Origin of the sequence: Tenacibaculum sp. FZY0031 (genome assembly GCF_036350695.1) — a bacterium.
Taxonomy (GTDB): domain Bacteria; phylum Bacteroidota; class Bacteroidia; order Flavobacteriales; family Flavobacteriaceae; genus Polaribacter.
Genome location: NZ_JAZDVY010000001.1, coordinates 387653 through 403883, shown reverse-complemented (window position 1 = coordinate 403883; position 16231 = coordinate 387653). Strand labels below are relative to the sequence as shown.

Here is a 16231-nt window from a genome sequence, read left to right as displayed (position 1 = left end):
TTCATGTTACATGAACGGTTTTTTTATTAGAATTTGTATGTATAAAATAGGAGATAAGAAGTTAATTAACGGATGGGCATTTTACGATTGGGCCAACTCAGTATATTCATTGGTAATTAGTACAGCCGTTTTTCCGTTGTATTACAGCGGGGTAACGGAAGGTAAAATTGTACGCTTTTTAGGAATGAACTGGGAGCATCCTGATAGTTTGTATAGCTATGCGTTGTCTTTTTCGTTTTTAGTAGTGGCGTTTATCTCTCCAATATTGTCGGGTATTGCAGATTATACGGGAAGTAAGAAAAAATTTATGAAGTTTTTCTGTACCCTAGGAGCACTATCGGTAATGAGTTTGTACTTTTTTGATGGAATTGATACTGTATGGATAGGTATTTTATTTACTGTTTTAGCAAGTATTGGCTTTTGGGCAAGTTTGGTGTTTTATAATGCTTATTTACCCGAAGTAGCCCATCCTGAACAACAAGATAGAGCCAGTGCCAAAGGTTTTGTATATGGTTATGTAGGTTCTGTAATTTTATTACTCATCAATTTGGCGATGATTATGTTCCCAGAAACTCTGGGAATTAGTGCAGGAATGGCGTCTAGAATTTCTTTCGTAATGGTAGGTTTATGGTGGCTTGGGTTTGCCCAAGTAACTTTTAAACGATTGCCAGGAAACGTGTATAACAAAAAGCCTGAAAAAGATTATATATGGAAAGGGTACAAAGAATTACAAATTGTGATAAAGGAGGTATTAAACTACCCAACCTTAAAACGCTTTTTAATTTCTTTCTTTTTGTTAAGCATTAGTGTACAAACTATTATTTTAATGGCTGCTATTTTTGGTTCTTCAGAATTAGGCTTGTCTTCTACGAGTTTAATTATTACCATTTTATTAGTACAAATAGTCGCAATTTTAGGAGCGATTTTATTTTCAAGGTTTTCAGAAAAATGGGGTAATATTACTGCTTTAAAAGTAACTATTGTGGTGTGGATGTTAGTTTGTTTCTGTGCTTTTATGTTAGATAAATCTCAAGAACATGTAGCAGTTTATTTTTATGGACTAGGTGGTTTACTGGGGTTGGTGCAAGGAGCAATTCAAACCTTAACACGTTCTACCTATTCTAAATTATTGCCAGAAACAGAAGATCATGCTACCTATTTTAGTTTTTATGATGTTACTGAAAAAATAGCCATTGTTTTAGGAACTGCTGTATATGGAACATTAAATTGGATTACAGGTTCTATGCAATGGAGTGTATTGTGTTTAGCAATTTTCTTTTTAGCCTCGTTTATCATTTTAAGTACACTTAAAAAGACAAAATACGTAGTATAAAATTGTGCAATATTAGCTACACAAATAATACTTAAAACTATTTTAAAATAAGTTTAAGGAATTTTTTGGCTATCTATCGCCCTGCGATTAAAAAGGTGCAGGAGCAATAAAACTTACTTGTTCTTTTGAAGTAGGGTGTATAAATGTGATTTTTTCAGCATGTAAATACAACCTATCTGCTTTTTTTCCGTACAAATCATCACCTACAATAGGAGTGTTTAGTCCCAAATTATGTGCAGCATGCACACGTAATTGATGCGTGCGTCCAGTTATAGGATAAAAGTATACTTTTGTTTTGTTGTTTAGAACTTCAACTTTTTTCCAAGTAGTCAATGCTTTTTTTCCGTGTTGGTAACACACAAGCTGTCTAGGGCGGTCGTTTAAATCTACTCTAAGGGGTAGCTCAATTTTTCCCTCATCTTCTTTTAAAACACCGTCTAATAAAGCTACATAGCGTTTTTGTATAGTTTTGTGAATAAACTGTGCCTGTAAAGCTTTATAAGTGTCTTCATTTTTTGCTATTAGTAGTATTCCAGAGGTTGACATGTCTAAACGATGCACAACTAATGGACCTGTAGCACTTGGATATAGCTTTTGAATACGACTGAACACAGCGTCTTTTATTTCTTTTCCAGCTACCGATAATAACTCATGTGGTTTGTTGATGATTAACAAATCAGAATCCTCATGAATAATTGTAATTTCTTTTTCTTTCTTTAATTGAGCAACTAACGGATTTTCTTCTACTGTAATCCCTTGTAACATATGTGTTAGAATAGGTTTGCATTTCCCTGTGCACGCAGGATAAAAATATTGATGTTTTCTTATGGAAGTTTTCAAAGGTTTTCCCCACCAAAATTCAGCCATACAAATAGGTTTTAATTGATGTTTGTATGCATATTGAAGTAATTTAGGAGCGCAACAATCACCAGCACCAGCAGGAATATTTTGGGTGGAGTCTGTAAAAACATCTAATAAGTTTTTAGTTTCTCCTCGATCGTTAAGAAACGCATACTTTTTAAATATTTCTTGTTGTGCCCAAGCTGAAAGGTTTGCGCGTTGTTGTTTTAACTCCTCAATTTGATGTTGCTTTTCTTGATACTTTTTTTTTGATGCTGCTATTTTATCGTTTAAATACACTTCATATTCACGTAAGTAAAACTCTTCATTTATGTTTAGTTGATTATTTTGTTGCCCTAGTTTTTTTCTAAGTTTTCTCCGTTGTTTAATTTTTGATTGTTCTTCAGCTAAAAGCTTTTTGTGCAGTTGTTGTGTTTTTTGATATGCTTTTTTTGTTTCAATAAAATTAGAGGAGCTTTCTAGACTCTCTATTTTATGGGTTAATTCATTAAGTCGTTCTTCTGTTGTAAGGTAGAACTCATTTGTATCTAAAACATCAAAAACAGGGGGCACAAAATGTTTGTGTTGTGTGCTTTCAGCTAGTTTACCAGAGAATGCAGCTAAATAGCCTAAGGTTCCATTTTGATCTTGCACGACTAAGACTCCAAACATTTTTCCTAGTGAGTTAGTATCCTTAGGGTTTTTAATTCCAAAATTGTGCGAAAAATCAGTTTGATTTGTTAAATATTCTTGTAATTCCTCAGTAGCTATTTGGGCTAGAGTATGAGGTGTATAATTATAAGGATAATCGAATTTTTCAGGTAATTCAATAGTAGAAACATCCGAAGAAAAAGAAATAATTTTAGTCATAATCAATTGCCTATGGACTAGTTTACGAGGTGTTCAAAGGAAATTAAGCTTTAACTATCCTGTGAATAAAAAGAAAAAGTGTTGCTTTCACAACACTTTAAACGATTAGTTTCTATAAATTTTATCGTATAAGTCTTTATACATTTCTTTGATAATATTTCGTTTCATTTTCATGGTAGGGGTAAGCTGTCCTCCGTCAATAGACCATTCTTCTTCAGTTAATTCAAACTTTTTAATAGTTTCCCATTTACCAAACTTAGTATTGGCATAGTCTACTTCTTCTTGAATACGTTCTATTACTTTAGGGTTGCTTACCAAGTCTTTGTTATCTCCTACGGTAACGTTATGTCTTTGTGCCCATTCACGTACAAACTCAAAGTTTGGTTGAATAAATGCAGCAGCCATTTTTTCGCCTTCACCAATAACCATTACTTGCTCAATAAAACGAGATTGTTTTAATTGACCTTCTAATAAAGGTGGAATAATATATTTACCTCCAGACGTTTTAAACATTTCTTTGGTACGTCCGGTTATTTTTAGGAATCCATCTTCACTTAACTCACCCTTATCTCCTGTGTGGAAATATCCATTTTGTAATGCCTCAGCAGTTTTTTCAGGATCTTTGTAATATCCTTGCATTATGTTTGGCCCTTTTACTAAAATCTCTCCATTATCGGCTATTTTAACCTCAACACCCTCAATCAATCTACCTACAGTTCCTAATCTAAAACCTCCATCACGCATATCGTTTACAGCAATTACAGGAGAAGTTTCAGTAAGACCATAACCTTCCATTACAGGCATTCCAGCAGCTGTAAATACTCTAGTTAAACGTGGTTGCAATGCAGCAGAACCAGAAACCATTATTTTTAATTCTCCACCTAAGGCAGCTTGCCATTTAGAGAAAATAAGTTTTTTAGCAATGCTTAGTTTCTTTTCATACCACCATCCGTTCGCTCCATAAGGTTCGTATTGTAAACCTAATTCTATCGCCCAAAAGAATAATTTCTTTTTAATACCTGTTAAGTCAGCTCCCTTGGCATAAATCTTATCGTAAATCTTTTCATACAGCCTTGGCACCGCAGTCATTACATGTGGCTTTATTTCTTGAGCATTTTCACTCAATTTATCAATAGCTTCAGCAAAATAGATAGAAATACCACAGTATTGATATAAATATAAAATCATACGTTCAAAGATGTGGCAAACAGGTAAGAAACTCAAAGCTCTCCCTTGACCGTATTCTAACGGAACACGTTTTTCACTGCTCAGTACATTTGAAACTACATTTTTGTGGCTTAACATAACTCCTTTTGGACGTCCTGTTGTTCCAGAAGTATAAATTAAGGTAGCTAAATCATCAGTTTGAATAGCATTTTTACGCTCTTCAACTTCATTCTGATTGCTTTTATCTTTTCCTAAATCTAAAACTTCTTGCCAGCTTTTTTCTCCTTGGATATCATCAAAAGTAAAAACTTCTTTCAGCTTAGTATTTGCTTTTATTTGATTTAGTTTTTCTAGAATAGTATCATCAGAAACAAAACAATAAGTAGCTTCAGAATGGTTTAAAATATATTCGTAGTCTTCTTTAGAAATAGTTGGATAGATAGGAACGTTTTGCGCTCCTGTTTGTAATATTCCAATATCACAAACATTCCATTCGGTTCTATTATTAGTTGAAATTACAGCGATTTTATCGTTAGGTTGTACACCTAATCGTAACAAACCTCTACTTATGGCATTGGCTTGTTTAATGTATTCACTTGTTGAAATAGATTGCCATTTTCCATCTTTTTTTGTGGTAAATGCTTTATCTAATTTATAATTTTCTTGTTGATAATAAGGAAAGTCAAAAAGACGCGTAATTTCAATCGACATATGTTCAAATTTTTGGGCTTTGCAAAGTATGAAAAATACCCCGATTGCACAAGTTGTAGTTTACTGGTTGATTTATTGAGGATTATATATTTTTTGATGCAAACTGTTGTATTTTTCTAAGATTATTTTTCGTCTCATTTTCAATGTCGGAGTTAAATGCCCCGAATTGGTGGTCCATTCATCGGGAGTTATTTCAAAGCGTTTTATTTGTTCCCACTTCCCAAATTTTTCATTGCAAAGATCAATCTCTTTTTGAATTCGTTTGAGTAGTTTCTCATCTGTAGTAATATCCGCAATTATATGATTGTGCCTTTTCGACCATTCTCGAACAAACTCAAAAGCAACTTGAATTAATGCAGCGGGCATTTTTTCGCCTTCACCAATCACCATAACTTGTTCAATAAAGCGTGATTTTTTCAACTCACTTTCTAAAGTAGCAGGAGCAATATATTTACCTCCAGAGGTTTTGAAAATTTCTTTTTTTCTATCCGTAATTTGTAAAAAGCCGTCATTGTCTAGTTCTCCAATATCTCCTGTATGGAAATAGTTATTTATAATTGATTCGTTAGTTTTTTCTGAATCTTTATAATAGCCCATCATTACATTAGGTCCTTTGACTAAGATTTCCCCATCCTCAGCTATTTTTACTGTTGTGTTTTCAATCACTTTACCAACCGTTCCTATTTTAAAACCGTTGTTTCGCATATCGGTAACAGAAATTGCAGGAGAGGTTTCGGTAAGTCCATAGCCTTCAAAAACAGGAATTCCAGCCGCAGTGAAGATTCTTACAAGTCTGGCTTGCGTAGGTGCACTACCCGCTAACATAAACTCTAAGTTACCTCCTAAAGCTTCTTTCCATTTAGAAAAAATAAGTTTGCGTGCTATAGAAAGTTGAAATTCATACCACCAGCCGTTTGTCTTATAAGGTTGGTACTCTTCCCCTAATTGTAATGCCCAAAAGAACAGTCGTTTTTTTAAACCAGATAGACTACTTCCTTTATCTACAATTTTATCAAAAACTTTTTCTAATAAACGTGGTACAACTGCCATAAAATGAGGTCGAATCTCTCGTAAATTCTCTCCAACTTTATCAATACTTTCCGCAAAATGAATTTCAAAGCCCATATATTGACAATAATAAGAGGCAGCACGCTCAAAAATATGACAAATAGGTAAGTAGCTTATCACTCTTTTTTGATTGCCTTGTAAATCGAGCCTTTTGCCTACCGCAAAGACGTTACTAACTATGTTATTATGTGAAAGCATCACTCCCTTGGGCGTACCTGTAGTGCCTGAGGTATAGATAATAGTAGCTAAATCAGATGGGTTTATAGACTCTTTTAATTCGTTTACTTTTGTTTGAAGAGCTGTTTCGTTACCAAGACTTAAGAAAGAACTCCACCCATAATCTACATCTAATTCTTCAAAAGTAAATACTTTTTTAAGTAGTGTTTGTTCTTGAATTTTGATTACTTTTTGATAAAGTTCATCATCAGAAACAAAACAATACATACTATCAGAATGGTTTAAGATATAGGCATAATCTTTTTCTGAAAAAGTAGGATATAAAGGTACATTTACAGCGCCAATTTGCATTACTCCAATATCCAGCAAATGCCATTTTGGTTGATTTACAGAAGTAATTACAGCAATTTTATCGCCAGGTTTAACACCAAGGTTTAGTAATGCCTTACTTATGGTATTGGCGTCTTCAATGTATTTTTGAGTAGCAATACTTTTCCATTCATTATTCTCTTTGGAAACTAAGCAATGTTGTTGTGGATAGTTTTCTAATTGATGATAAGGAAAATCAAAAAGACGCGTAACTGTTGAAGATATATGCATGTAAATAATTTTGAATATGCATAAATCTATGAAAATAAATGAGATAAATAAAAAAATAAAACAGTGCTAACTATATAGTTTACTAACCGTGCTTTTATAGGTTTGACCAATAGGTATTTTATGCTCGTGAATTATAATGCGATTACCTTCCACAAATTTAATTTTATCAATAGCCACAATAAACGATTTGTGTACTCTTAGAAAATTATTTTTATCTAAGATAGTTTCATAATGAGAAATCTTTTCGTGGCTCACAATCATTTCATCTGCTAAAAATAACTTTGTATAGTTTCCGTAAGCTTCTATGAATAACAAATCACTTAAATCAATTTGGTGGTGTTTTTTATCTCCTTTAATAAAAAGTCGGGTATTGGCTATGCTTGGTTGTACACTTTCCTTGTGGATTGTTTTGGTAGATATAGCATCAGATACTTTATTGACCGCTTTTACCAAACGGTCAAAGCTAAAAGGCTTTAAAAGGTAATCTATAACATTGAGTTCAAAGCCTTCAAGAGCGTATTCTTTGTAGGCAGTGGTAATAATGGTTTTTGGTGGGCTAGATAGCGTCTTTAAAAAATCCAATCCTTTTAATTTGGGCATGTTGATGTCTAAAAACATAAAATCAACCGCATGTTCATTTAAAAACTGCATAGCCTCCATAGCATTATAGCAGTTTTTTACTAATTGAACATGCGGGAGCATGCTGCAAAATTCTGTTATAATTTCATGAGCCAAAGGCTCATCATCAATAATTATATAGTTAAGCATGCTTTGGAATTTTTAATTGTGTTTTATAGATATTATTTGTGGAACTAATACTTAGTTCGTGTTGTTGCTTGCATAGCAAAGATAATCGTCGTTTTAGGTTTTGTAATCCAATCCCTTTAGAATTATTGAGTTCACTAGGATCAAAATTGTTTTCTATGTCAAAGTAAATAAAATGAACATCTTCGTATAAATTGATATGTATAAAAGCATTTTCTGCAAGTGTTTCTATACCGTGTTTAAAGGAATTTTCAAGTAAGATAATATACAGTAAGGGAGGAATATTTAAAGAGACATCGATGTGGTGATTAAAAGTAATTTCTACAGACTTTTTATAGCGTATTTTATGGAGTTCGATGTAGTTGTTTAGGTATTCTATTTCTTCTGAAACTTTTACTGTTTCTTTTTCTCCATCGTAAATGGTATAACGCATCATGTCAGATAGTTTTAAAATAACTTCTGGTGCTTGAGGGGAATTTTTGACTGTAAGTGCGTACAAGTTATTTAACGTGTTGAAGAAAAAATGCGGGTTTATTTGTGTTTTTAAGAGTGATAATTCAGTTTTAGATTTTTCTTTTTTTAACTCTTGTACCCATTTCCATTGTTCAAAAATCCAAAGAAAAAAGAAAATAGGAATAGGTAAGAAAAAAATATAGAAAGGAGTTTCTTGTTTTACTTTTAAATAAGCTTCTAAATCACCAGAAAATAATCTGAGATAAAAAAAGTATAAGAGTAATGGAGTATATAGAAGGGCTATGAATTTCCAATATTTTTTAATGAAGTTAGGTGCTAAAAAATAAGCTAACCCACACCAAAATATTATTAATAAAATGAAGGTGATTGGATTGTCTGGAAGTTTCATAAAAGAATCAATCAACACCGTAATAAACAACAGTAGAAAAAGCAAAAGAATACCCATTACTGCTTTCTTTTTCCTTTTTAAATACTGATAATTATGTATGGGTAAGGCAACAATTAGCGCCCAAAAAAGAGTGATTACGATAACTTCAGCAGGTTGATCATTTGGGATGTTTATAAAATCGACATAATCTAATAAAATGAACAACGGAATTATAATTAGAAGTCCAATAAAAAAGGCTTTGTATTTCTTTAAAAAATCAATCATACTTCAAAATTACTCATGTAAAACTGTTTTCACAATTATATTGACAAACACTATTGTTTTTTAGATGAACAAGTAGCTTTTTTAGTTGAGTTTTAGTTAGTGTTTAAATAAATATCATGTGTGTTAAAAATAAGTTGATATATCATTTTTAATTTATCAGAAAGGCAAGGTAGTGGAGATTTGCTGAAAACAAATACCTAACCACATATGAATACATTAACAATTAGAAACCTTACCAAAACATATCCTAACGGTGTTAAAGCATTAAACGGAATCAACTTAAAAATATCAAACGGTATGTTTGGCTTGTTAGGAGCCAATGGAGCAGGGAAATCTTCTTTAATGCGTACCATAGCTTCTTTACAGGAGCCTTCTTCAGGAGAGCTTGTCTTTAACAATCATGATATTATTCAAAAACCAGAGGAGATAAGAAAACACTTAGGCTATTTACCTCAAGAATTTGGTGTATATCCTAAAATATCAGCCGAAAGATTGTTAGATCATTTAGCCGTTTTAAAAGGGATAACTAACAATACAGAACGCAAAAACCAAGTCGCTTCATTATTACAACAAGTAAACCTATATCAGCATAGAAAAAAAGCGGTGCATACATTTTCAGGAGGTATGCGGCAACGTTTCGGAATAGCGCAAGCTTTGTTGGCAAATCCTCAGATAATCATCGTAGATGAACCCACTGCGGGCTTAGATCCAGAAGAAAGTAATCGGTTTTTAAATTTACTAAGTGAAATAGGGGAGAATGTGATTGTCATCTTATCTACGCATATAGTAGAAGATGTTCGAAACTTGTGTACGAAAATGGCAATCTTATCAGAAGGTCAAATTATTTCTCAAGGAAATCCGAAAGAATTGGTAGCGAGTATTCAACATGCTATTTGGACAAAAATTATTACTAAGGATGAAGTTGAAGATTATAAAACATCGTATAAGGTTATTTCTACAAAACTAGTTGCAGGTGAAACACAAATAAGAGTTTTTTCTGAAACGCCTTTATCCAATGATTTTGAGAACATTATTCCCAACCTTGAAGATTATTACTTCGCTACATTGTTTCACCATAAAAACGCCTAAGCTATGTTTAAGAAATTAGTACAGTTTGAAATCTACTATCAATTAAAACAACGAGCATTTCCCCTTTTTTCAATTTTATTTTTAGGCTTAGGATACTTTACAGGAAGTCAAGAACACGCTCCTACAGGAGTCCATTTTAATGCTCTTTATCAAGTCTATTTTCATACAGGACTTTTTACTTTAGGAAGTGTTTTTATTATTATGTTTTTTGCGGTAACAGCTGCCATAAGAGACAAACAGTATCATATGGAAGGGTTGGTTTATAGTACTTCAATAACCAAACAGCATTATTTTTGGAGTCGATTTTTAGGAACCTTTATTTTTAGTGTTCTGGCATTTTCTCCTTTTGTAGTTGGGTATATTTTAGGAAATTATTTTTCTGGTTTGGATACGGAAAGATTGGGGGCTTTTAGATTGCTTAACTATATGCAGCCATGGTTTTATATAGTATTGCCGAATATTTTTATATGTACAGCTTTGATATTTTCTGTGAGTGTATTTACCAAAAAAAGCATTGCCACCTATGCAAGTGCAGTAGGGATATACATGTTGTATTTTGTGAGTTCTATTTTTTTAAACTCACCTTTGTTAGCACAATCCGTTCCTGCATCACCAGAAATGATGTCGGTAGCTGCTATAGCAGATTCTTTTGGAATAGCAGCTTTTTTTGAGCAAACTCAATACTGGACTGCTCATCAAAAGAATACGCAGCTACTTTCTTTTTCTGGATTATTTTTATGGAATAGAGCTGTGTGGATACTTCTTTCTGTAGGAATATTGTTACTTACTTACAAGAGTTTTTCTTTTAGAAAAATAACCAAGAAAGTAAAGAAAGAAAAAACACTAAAAAATGAGACGAAACAATTCGTTTCTTACAAACCGACAGATGGAGCATACAATTTTTCAGCACAAATAAAATCGCTTTTGTCGTTGGTGCGATTAGAGTTAAACAGTGTGTGTAAAAGCTTGCCTTTTTTAGTAATTGTAGCTATGTGGTTGCTAATTGTTTTTTCTGAACTGTATGCAAATGTTGTAGAAGGACGTGAATATGGAGTAAGTATATACCCATTAACAAATCAGTTGATAGAACTTATCACAAGTCCGTTAACTCTTTTCGGACTCTTACTGCTCATCTTTTATGGTTCAGAGATTGTATGGAGAGCACATAGCGTAAATTTTAATTTACTTATGGGGGCTACTCCTACAAAGAACTGGGTGTTTTTTATGGCTAAATTTATCAGTTTATCGCTGTTACCCATGTTATTAATAGGATTAGGTGTGTTGATGTGTATCGCTTTTCAAATTAGTCTTGGTTTTAAAAATATAAATATCAGCATGTATGTCTCTATCTTTTACTATTACGGTTTGCAACTAATTATATACGCAATGTTTGCTGTATTTATAAATAGTATAGCTAAGAGCAAGTATGTAGGAATGGGAGTTTTTGGTTTGTTGGTTATCGCAAGTATGAAAGCGAGTGTTTTAGGACTAGCACACCCCTTAACAAGCATAGGTTTTATGCCCAGAGTGAGTTTTGGAGACATGACTATGTATAACAGTAACGTGACACAGTTTAATCATCTAGGACTGTATTGGCTAGCCATAGGAATCTTATTCGTTTTAATAGCTTTTAAAGTTTGGAATAGAGGAATGCTAAAAGGTCTTTTGTATAAAATGAAACAACTAAAGCAAGGTGGTAGCTTAATAGAAAAGGTATTGTTGCTAAGCTTTTCTTTATTGGTTATTGGAATTGGAAGTTTAGTATTTTACAATACCAATGTTCTTTCAGATTATCAAACGGCTAAGGATAATTTAAATTTTAGCGAAAGTTATGAACGCAGGTATAAACAGTATGAAGTCTTAGAAAAGTTATACCCAATTTCTCAAAAAACAGAAGTCGCTATTTTTCCGAAGGAAAGAAAATATACCGTTAAGGCAAACTATGTTTTAAAAAATAAGAGTAATGAAGCAGTAACTAAACTGTTATTAACTGAACGAATACCTATAAAACAAATTCATATTGAAAAAGCGCGTTTGTCTACGAAAGATACCATACATGGAGCGTATGTATTTGAATTTGAAGAAAAACTACAACCCAACGATTCTGTAGCTTATACTTTTGTTATAGAAAAAAAACTAAAAGGGTATGAAGAAGACAAAAGCATTGTTTATAATGGAACTTACATTACATCTAGGAGTTTTGAGCCTATTATAGGGTATGCTTCAGGATTGGAAATTAGGGATAAAACAGAACGTAAAAAAAGAGGATTACCAGCAAGAGAAGACGAAGACAATTCAGAGGTTCACATAGCACTTGAAGATATTCAAATTGAAAAGGTGGTATTTGAAACGGTGGTATCTACAAATAACGATCAAACGGCTATAAGCTCGGGAGAATTGCTACGAACTTGGTCTGAGAATAACAGAAACTATTACCACTACAAATCAAAAGGTAAAATATTTCCTATAATAGCCTATTTTTCTGCCAAATATGAAGTTCAAAAAACAATACACGAAGGAATAGCAATTGAGCAGTATTACAACCCTAGCCATAATTTTAATATCAACACAATAGAAAATAGTACAAAAGAAGCGTTAACATATTGCCAGGAAAACTTTGGTTCGTACAATTTTAATTACATCCGTATAGCAGAAATACCTTCACATTGGGGATTTGGTGGATTTGCGCATCCCGGAGTTATTAGCATGACTGAAGATCGTTTGTATTTGTCGGATGTACGTGATGAAAACACCTTTAATTTAGTTGCTAAAAGAACGATTCATGAAGTAGCTCATCAATGGTGGGGACATACGTTAACAGCCAAACCAGTTGCGGGTGGTTCTTTATTAGTAGAAGGGTTTGCGAAATATACAGAAGGAGTGGTATTAGAAAAGATGTATGGAAAACGCGCTTTGTATGCGTTAGCTGAAGATGCACGACGAAGGTATTTCTTAGGAAGAGCATTTGGTGAAAATATTGAACCTCCCATTTATAAAGTACAAGAAGAAGGTTATATTTCTTATGGTAAAGCGTACACAATGTTAATGGCATTGAGAGATTTACTAGGAGAGGAGCAAGTAAATCATGTTTTAAAAAACATGACAGAAAAACACCGATTAGATAGTACTCCTAAAGGACATACCATAGAGTTACTTGAAGAAATATATAAGATTACTCCAAAAGGATATCACCGCCTGGTAAATGATTGGTTTAAAAAAGTAATTTCTTACGATATAGCTGTAGAAAAAAGTTCGTATAAGAAGTTATCTGATGGAACCTATGAAGTTATCGCCACCATAAAAGCAAAACGGTTTGAAACAATGGAAAACGGAGATATTAAAGAAATTGGGATTAATGAGCCTATCAAAATAGGAATTTTTTCAACCCACCCCTCAGAAGTAAAAGACAATAGTACAGTGTTGCATTATGAGTCTAAACAAATCAACAAAGGGCTCACTGAGGTTTCATTCATCGTAAATAAAAAGCCTAATTATATTGCTATAGATCCTTACGGAACAAGAAATGATGAAAATTTAGTAGATAATATAGTTAGATTGTAAGAATAAAAAATGCCTCATATTTGAGGCATTTTTTTGTGTTAAGCATTTAAAAAATCTTTCAATTCTTGGTAAGAGCTAATTTGTATCGCTTCTTTTTGTTTGTCTATTACAGATGTTATTTGCGAAGGGATTTCAACAGTTACATTTAAAACCTCTTCAACAATATCTAAAAATTTTACGGGATGTGCAGTTTCTAAGAAAATTCCATACTCGTTTTGTAATCCGTACTTTTTCAAGCCTAAATATCCAACAGCTCCATGCGGATCTGCAATATAATTAGAGTTATCATAAATGTTTTTCATGGCTGTACGAGTTGCATCATCAGAAAAAGAAAAAGAAGAAAATGCAGCTTTTAAAAGCGCTAAATCGTTATTAAATAATTCTTGAATTCTGATAAAATTACTCGGATTTCCAACATCCATGGCATTCGATATGGTTGCTTTAGATGGTTTAGGGTGGTATTCACCACTTGCTAAATAATTAGGAACGGTATCGTTTACATTGGTCGCAGCTATAAAATGTTTGATAGGCAATCCTAGTTTTTGCGCCATAATTCCTGCACAAATATTTCCAAAATTTCCACTAGGCACTGAAAAAACTACTTCTTTATGCTGTTTGTATACGTGTTTATAAGCAAAGAAAAAGTAAAACATTTGTGGTAACCAACGCGCAATATTAATAGAGTTTGCTGAGGTTAAGGTACGATTGATATCTGCATCTAAAAAAGCAGTTTTTACCATGTCTTGGCAATCGTCAAAAACACCGTCAACTTCTAAAGCAGTAATATTTTGTCCTAAGGTTGTTAATTGCTTCTCTTGAATATCACTTACTTTTCCATTAGGGTAGAGAATGACCACATCTACACCTTTTACTCCTAAAAAACCATTAGCAACAGCACCTCCAGTATCACCAGAAGTCGCAACCAATACGGTTACTTGTTGATTTTTATTACGATTAAAATAACCTAAACAACGAGCCATAAAACGAGCACCCACATCTTTAAAAGCCATGGTAGGTCCGTGAAATAATTCTAGTGTACCGATATTTTCTTCAATAGATACCACAGGAAACTCAAAATTGATGGTTTCTTTAATGATTTTTTGTAAAACGTCTTTCGGAATTTCATCACCCACAAATTGCTTAATGGCTTTATACGCAATTTCTTCATTAGAATATTCATCAATGTTTTCAATAAACTCTTTTGATAGTGGCGTAACGTTTTCAGGAAAATACAATCCTCTATCTGGAGCTAATCCGTTTACGACAGCTTCTTCAAAGCTAACGTTGGATGATGTATGATTGAGACTATAATAGTTCATAATTTTGTGTTTGTTTTTCACTTCGACTACGCTCAGTGAACATTTTATATTAGTTAGTGTCTAAAATTTTAATTCCTTCTGTGTTGATTTTTGAAAGAATCATATTAAACTCAATTTGTTTGTCTTGGTAAGTGTTTTGTATGGTTTTGTATACATTCTCAGCGGTTTCATCTCCTTTACACAATGTGAAAATAGTTGGACCCGAACCTGAAATTCCTGCCCCTAAAGCTCCAGCCTCTATAGCTGCTTGTTTTACGTCATCAAAATGTGGAATCAGATGTTTACGAGCAGGTTCAACAATGATATCGGTTAAGGAGTCTGCGATTAATTGATAATCATTGGTATGCAATCCACTAATCAATCCGCCAACATTCGCCCATTGTGTAACTGCATCTTTTAAAGGAACTTCTTTCGGTAATACCTCCCTGGCATCTTTGGTTTTTACTTCAACTTGAGGATGGATTGCCACCACTCTTAAATTAGCAGGTACAGGAATTTTTACAATACTCAAAGGTTCGTAACTACGTACCAACGTAAACCCACCATAAATAGCGGCAGAAACATTATCAGCTATCGGAGTTCCGCAAGTAGCTTCTTCTCCTAACATTGCAAACTGAGTCAATTCAAGGAGCGAGAAGCTATTTCCTAATAATTGATTTACTCCAAATGCAGCTCCCGCAGCACTGGCAGCACTGCTACCTAAACCACTTCCTGGAGTATATCCTTTGTGAATGGTGATGTCGATACCAAAATCAACTGGATGTTTTTCTAGCATAGCTAGTGCAACTACTCCCGCAGCATTTACTTTAGGGTCAGATGGTAAATCAGCCCCGGTTATTTGGGTAATTTTGACACCTTTTGTAGTTGTTTTAGTAAAAGTCATGGTATCACCAACCGTTTCGAGCGCTAAACCTAAAGCGTCAAATCCGCAGGAAACATTAGCAACAGTGGCCGGTGAAAATATTTTTAAATAGTTCATTTTTTTGCGATTAAAAACAAGTCGGTATCACCACCTTCTTGATATAGTTTGGTGTAATTTTCTAAAATTTTGAATCCTTGTGCTTTTAGAGCATCCATCAAATATGCTGGTTCATGATAGTGAATAAACATCGAGTTTTTCCCGTCCGAACTAGCAGTGATACGAGAGTCTTTTTTGTAATCCCCAATCACGGTACTGATGTAGAGTAATCCGTTTGGAGGTAACATCGTAACAGCATCCTTTATAAGTTTTAGAGCATCCTCTTTGGTAAGATATGGAAAGCAAAATCCGAAGACAATTACATCAAAACCTTGTTGTAAACTGTTAATTTCTCTACAATCTAGCACTTTAAAAGAAGCTTTCGGATTGTTTTGTTTTGCTAAATCCACCATATTTTCAGCAGCATCCACTCCTAAAATGCTAAGTGCAGGATTGTGACGTAAGAGATACTTGGTAATCTTCCCAAAACCACAAGCTACGTCCAACACATTATGATGAGTTGATTCTAGATGTTTTAAAAGAAGGTCATAACTATGGTTGTACACGGTATCATTGATAAATTTATCTTGATACGCCTGTGCTACATTGTTATAGATTTGTATGATATTTTGATAACGTTTTTTCAT

General features: G+C 33.4%; 11 protein-coding genes. 3 read left to right on the top strand and 8 right to left on the bottom strand.

Annotation, left to right across the window (positions count from 1 at the left end; all coding sequences use genetic code 11):
- Positions 1-37: 37 nt before the first annotated feature.
- Positions 38-1333, top strand: a complete 1296-nt coding sequence (locus tag V1T75_RS01895) for an MFS transporter (protein WP_330486959.1) — start codon at positions 38-40, stop codon at positions 1331-1333.
- Between the two features lie 87 nt (positions 1334-1420).
- On the opposite strand, the gene V1T75_RS01890 is transcribed toward V1T75_RS01895, so the two are convergent.
- The 5 genes from V1T75_RS01890 to V1T75_RS01870 form a co-directional block, all read right to left on the bottom strand.
- Positions 1421-3043: an RluA family pseudouridine synthase gene (locus tag V1T75_RS01890; protein ID WP_330486861.1), complete on the bottom strand. Its 1623-nt coding sequence runs from the start codon at positions 3041-3043 to the stop codon at positions 1421-1423.
- A 105-nt stretch (positions 3044-3148) separates the two neighbouring features.
- A complete protein-coding gene (locus V1T75_RS01885) occupies positions 3149-4921 on the bottom strand; it encodes an AMP-dependent synthetase/ligase (RefSeq protein WP_330486860.1) in 1773 nt (590 codons plus the stop codon).
- Positions 4922-4993: 72 nt separating this feature from the next.
- Positions 4994-6766 (bottom strand): AMP-dependent synthetase/ligase, encoded by a 1773-nt coding sequence (locus V1T75_RS01880; RefSeq protein ID WP_330486859.1) that lies wholly within the window; start codon positions 6764-6766, stop codon positions 4994-4996.
- A gap of 66 nt (positions 6767-6832) precedes the next feature.
- Positions 6833-7534 (bottom strand): LytR/AlgR family response regulator transcription factor, encoded by a 702-nt coding sequence (locus V1T75_RS01875; protein WP_330486858.1) that lies wholly within the window; start codon positions 7532-7534, stop codon positions 6833-6835.
- Complete coding sequence (locus V1T75_RS01870) at positions 7527-8657, bottom strand: sensor histidine kinase (RefSeq protein ID WP_330486857.1); 1131 nt, start codon at positions 8655-8657, stop codon at positions 7527-7529. The genes V1T75_RS01875 and V1T75_RS01870 overlap by 8 nt, the downstream gene beginning before the upstream one ends.
- Positions 8658-8864: 207 nt before the next feature.
- Between V1T75_RS01870 and V1T75_RS01865 the strand changes: the two genes are divergently transcribed.
- Positions 8865-9746, top strand: a complete 882-nt coding sequence (locus tag V1T75_RS01865; protein WP_330486856.1) for an ABC transporter ATP-binding protein — start codon at positions 8865-8867, stop codon at positions 9744-9746.
- Between the two features lie 3 nt (positions 9747-9749).
- Positions 9750-13307: a M1 family aminopeptidase gene (locus V1T75_RS01860; RefSeq protein ID WP_330486855.1), complete on the top strand. Its 3558-nt coding sequence runs from the start codon at positions 9750-9752 to the stop codon at positions 13305-13307.
- Between the two features lie 38 nt (positions 13308-13345).
- On the opposite strand, the gene thrC is transcribed toward V1T75_RS01860, so the two are convergent.
- From thrC to V1T75_RS01845, 3 genes are read right to left on the bottom strand one after another with little or no spacing between them, the layout of a single operon-like run.
- Positions 13346-14626, bottom strand: coding sequence for a threonine synthase (thrC, locus tag V1T75_RS01855; protein ID WP_330486854.1), 1281 nt, complete (start codon positions 14624-14626; stop codon positions 13346-13348).
- A gap of 49 nt (positions 14627-14675) precedes the next feature.
- A complete protein-coding gene (locus V1T75_RS01850) occupies positions 14676-15605 on the bottom strand; it encodes a homoserine kinase (RefSeq protein ID WP_330486853.1) in 930 nt (309 codons plus the stop codon).
- Positions 15602-16231 carry a class I SAM-dependent methyltransferase gene (locus V1T75_RS01845; RefSeq protein WP_330486852.1) on the bottom strand — a complete coding sequence of 210 codons (630 nt, stop codon included), beginning with the start codon at positions 16229-16231 and terminating at the stop codon, positions 15602-15604. The genes V1T75_RS01850 and V1T75_RS01845 overlap by 4 nt, the downstream gene beginning before the upstream one ends.

Bases quoted from the DNA above. Each gene is read 5' to 3' on its own strand.
- V1T75_RS01885 (WP_330486860.1), bottom strand. From the start codon at position 4,921: ATGTCGATTGAAATTACGCGTCTTTTTGACTTTCCTTATTATCAACAA.
- thrC (WP_330486854.1), bottom strand. From the start codon at position 14,626: ATGAACTATTATAGTCTCAATCATACATCATCCAACGTTAGCTTTGAA.
- V1T75_RS01875 (WP_330486858.1), bottom strand. From the start codon at position 7,534: ATGCTTAACTATATAATTATTGATGATGAGCCTTTGGCTCATGAAATT.
- V1T75_RS01850 (WP_330486853.1), bottom strand. From the start codon at position 15,605: ATGAACTATTTAAAAATATTTTCACCGGCCACTGTTGCTAATGTTTCC.
- V1T75_RS01870 (WP_330486857.1), bottom strand. From the start codon at position 8,657: ATGATTGATTTTTTAAAGAAATACAAAGCCTTTTTTATTGGACTTCTA.
- V1T75_RS01890 (WP_330486861.1), bottom strand. From the start codon at position 3,043: ATGACTAAAATTATTTCTTTTTCTTCGGATGTTTCTACTATTGAATTA.
- V1T75_RS01860 (WP_330486855.1), top strand. From the start codon at position 9,750: ATGTTTAAGAAATTAGTACAGTTTGAAATCTACTATCAATTAAAACAA.
- V1T75_RS01895 (WP_330486959.1), top strand. From the start codon at position 38: ATGTATAAAATAGGAGATAAGAAGTTAATTAACGGATGGGCATTTTAC.
- V1T75_RS01865 (WP_330486856.1), top strand. From the start codon at position 8,865: ATGAATACATTAACAATTAGAAACCTTACCAAAACATATCCTAACGGT.
- V1T75_RS01845 (WP_330486852.1), bottom strand. From the start codon at position 16,231: ATGAAAAAACGTTATCAAAATATCATACAAATCTATAACAATGTAGCA.
- V1T75_RS01880 (WP_330486859.1), bottom strand. From the start codon at position 6,766: ATGCATATATCTTCAACAGTTACGCGTCTTTTTGATTTTCCTTATCAT.